1 protein-coding gene is annotated in these 531 nt (G+C 66.1%); it reads right to left on the reverse strand.

What is annotated here, in order from left to right:
* Window positions 1-531 (reverse strand): IS91 family transposase (locus tag AU465_RS32925; RefSeq protein WP_192257170.1); only part of this gene is annotated, 531 nt, incomplete at both ends.

Below are 531 nucleotides of genomic sequence, written 5' to 3' on the forward strand. Positions count from 1 at the left end.
AAAAGCTCGATAGCGCTTGACCTCAACACGCCGAATAGAGAAGCACGACAGATAGGCGAGCACCGCTTCAGGCCCGGCGAAGGGCGGCTTGGCGTAGACCACCCAGCGCTTCTTCCTGACGGGAGCCAGGTGGCGCAGGAAGGCCCGTCGCTCGGCGAGGTGCGCCATCGATCCGAAGAAGACGAGCCGCCCGGCGTCGTGCAGCGTGAGCAGTCGGGTGAGGAACAGGCGGCGGAACAGCTTGCCGAGCACGCGCACAGGGAGCAGGAAGGCCGGGCGCGAGGAGACCCAATGCGTCCCGTCAGGCGCGATGCCGCCGCCCGGCACGATCATGTGGACATGGGGATGGTGCGTCATTGCCGAGCCCCAGGTGTGGAGCACGGCAGTGATGCCGATGCGTGCGCCGAGATGCTGGGGGTCCGCTGCTATCGTCATCATCGTCTCCGATGCCGCGCGGAACAGCAGGTCGTAGACCATCGCCTTGTTCTGGAAGCCGACGTCGGCGACTTCGGCCGGCAACGTGAAGACGAC

Origin of the sequence: Mesorhizobium silamurunense (assembly GCF_014843905.1) — a bacterium.
GTDB classification, from domain to species: domain Bacteria; phylum Pseudomonadota; class Alphaproteobacteria; order Rhizobiales; family Rhizobiaceae; genus Mesorhizobium; species Mesorhizobium silamurunense.